Source organism: Streptomyces sp. NPDC026417, from assembly GCF_055567695.1.
Genome location: NZ_JBVHPY010000105.1, coordinates 1 through 2,385 on the forward strand (window position 1 = coordinate 1; position 2,385 = coordinate 2,385).

Consider the following 2,385-nt stretch of genomic DNA (forward strand, 5'->3'; position numbering starts at 1 on the left):
CTCGATCCACTTCGGATCATCTGCAGAGATCACCCCACACATGCCCGAACCAACGTCCCAGCCGCACCACCGGTTACGGGACAACCTCTAGGCGGCAGGCTGCAATGCTCAGTCTTACCGGGTGACGGTTAGTGGGGGCGAGGTCCGCCGTGCAAGAGCAGGATGGCTACGGCTGCGCCTGCCGTTGACGCGCTGAGCAGCGATGTCCACATTTTTCCGGTGAGAGCGATGGTCACAACGGCGACGGGCACGGCGGTGCCAAGCGATGCGGCGACCGCCCAGGTACGGTCCAGTAAGTCTCGGTCGGTGATCGTAATCAGGGCCAGGGCCGCCAGCCACACCCCGGCGATCAGTACCGCACCGAGTGTCAACATCGCCCTTCCTATCCCTACTCTCGACATCCAAAGCGGAGACGGTCCCCGCGCCTTCCGCCAAATCAAAATGCTTTGGTCGTCACATTCGGAGACAAATTCGGGAGGCAGCTGAGGCGGCCAGTAGTGCCGAGGTCCCGGGAATGCTACCTGGGGCTGTCCTGGCCGCCCATGTCCTGTTCTGTTTCGCTCTGTGCCGGGAGACGGCGGGCTTTGTTGGTCAGGCGCTTGCACTCGTCGGGGTCAGCGGTGCGTTCGGCCATGTTCTTCAACTCCTTGGCCTTAGCACGTATCTGCTCCGATCTGCCGTCAGGCCCACCAGTCATGCTCATGCTCCCTACGAGAGGGGAACTGGGTGAGTTGTAGTGAAACATCCCTGTTGATGCATTGCATCCCGAAGCACTGTTCATGCCCTTTAGATCGCTACGGGCTTGCGAATCAGCGTGGGTGCCGCCCACGCCTGCATGCCATCACCACTCTCCTGGCCGAAAAGGCCCATGTCTTACCCCGGCTCAGTTGGCAGGCAGATAAACTCTTTGTCCTGATGGACGGAACCCTCGCGGAGTGTGGCCCGCAGATGACTCTCGAGCGACTGCCCTCATCGTGTTCTGCTTCTTCTTACCCGACACGAACGCCATGCGGCCGACCTGCGCCTCGGTGGCATCCAGCAACAACTGAACGTCTGAACGCATCCTCCAACGTGCGCAGACCGTGAACAACGCACGTGCGCAGACCGTGAACAACGCATGTGTCAGGACCGAAACGGTCAACCATGTCCCTCACGAGCAGAGCATGCCCACCCGCTATCACGCACCAACTCGTTAGACCGTGTGGTATATGGTGAGGTGGACGAGTCTCTTGTGGCATTAGAGGGCTGCGGCGAGACTGATAAAGGGAAATAGATGCGGGGGGCATTCGTAGCGGTGGTTGGGTCTGCGAGGGCCAGTGAGCCAGGACAGGGGTGCGTTCGATGACCCGCCTGCGGGCCCTAACTGTTCGCTCGATTCGACCTCCTTGCGGGCGATGCATATGCGCCTTGTCGGCATGGAGGCGTCGGGGCTGAAAATGGCGGCCTCAATGGGGGTCGTGTTTCGTTTGGAGACCGGTGATCATGGCCTTCAGGGCGAGGCTGTCATGAGTGTTCGCCACGGAGATGCCGACGAGGAGGGGCAGTCCGTTCGCGTCCGACAGGACGGGACGTGCATTGTGGAACCCGGCTTGCCCCGGTCCACGGGACTCGCGCACCCGTGAGTTCGCCCCTTTTTCCGCCATGACGGACGTGCGCGGAGTCGAGGACCGCTCGGGAGAGGTCGAGCAGGCCGGCATCGTCGAGCTGGTGCAGGTTCCTCGTGCCACCGGACCTGCACACCCGCCCGCGACCAGATCAGGAACCGACGGTACGCGGTCGACTTCGTATCCCCAAGAACGGCGGCAACGCCCGCCAGGCACACCTCGCTAGGCCATCACACAGACGATCGCGGCGAGCAGCGCCTCAGGCGTGTCCTGCCTCCTCCCCCCCCAACGGCGGGACCAGCAGCTCCGCTACCCCACAACCCATCCGGAACCATCCAACTCCACCTACCCCGCCCCATAAGACAACGTTCCATTGACGAGGGAAGTCGTTGTGTTGGTATGACGAGTCGTGCTGAGCATCTGGTTTCGGATGAGTTGTTCGAGTTGTTTCGCCGGGCGGTGTCGGAGACGGTGGTGGTGCGTCCGCAGGGCGGGGGCCGTCGGCGGGCCGGAGACCGCGAATGCCTGACCGCGATCGTGTAGCCGCATCGGGATGCTCGTGGTAGCAGTTGCCGCCGGTGTTTCGGGCTGGCCTGGCCCACCGTCTACCGCCGTTTCGCGCGGTAGAGCCAGCAGCGGGTCCGGGCCCGTCTGCACTGCTTCATCCTCGACGAACTCGCCGCCCCGGGGAGCCATGGACTAGTCATGATTCGCTATTGGCTTTCGTCAGTGTCCGCGCCCTCAAAGGGGGCAGTTGACCGGACCGAATCCGACCGACCGC

The 2,385-nt window shown here is 62.8% G+C and carries 2 protein-coding genes and 2 pseudogenes; all 4 read right to left on the minus strand.

The window, feature by feature from the left end; all coding sequences use genetic code 11:
• Positions 1–128: 128 nt before the first annotated feature.
• The 4 genes and pseudogenes from ACZ4NT_RS39125 to ACZ4NT_RS39140 all read right to left on the minus strand — a co-directional run bounded on the left by ACZ4NT_RS39125 (position 129) and on the right by ACZ4NT_RS39140 (position 1,963).
• On the minus strand, positions 129–374 hold the full coding sequence (locus ACZ4NT_RS39125; RefSeq protein ID WP_467730191.1) for a hypothetical protein: 246 nt from the start codon (positions 372–374) through the stop codon (positions 129–131).
• A gap of 143 nt (positions 375–517) precedes the next feature.
• Positions 518–697, minus strand: a complete 180-nt coding sequence (locus ACZ4NT_RS39130; protein WP_467730193.1) for a DUF6381 family protein — start codon at positions 695–697, stop codon at positions 518–520.
• Positions 698–934: 237 nt separating this feature from the next.
• Positions 935–1,051, minus strand: a pseudogene (locus ACZ4NT_RS39135) (transposase family protein); the annotation flags it as partial.
• 186 nt (positions 1,052–1,237) lie between these two features.
• Positions 1,238–1,963: pseudogene (locus tag ACZ4NT_RS39140) on the minus strand (transposase).
• Between the last annotated feature and the right edge of the window lie 422 nt (positions 1,964–2,385).

What these genes read in the sequence shown, in the direction of transcription:
- ACZ4NT_RS39130 (WP_467730193.1), bottom strand. Translation starts at nt 697, where the DNA reads ATGACTGGTGGGCCTGACGGCAGATCGGAGCAGATACGTGCTAAGGCC.
- ACZ4NT_RS39125 (WP_467730191.1), bottom strand. Translation starts at nt 374, where the DNA reads ATGTTGACACTCGGTGCGGTACTGATCGCCGGGGTGTGGCTGGCGGCC.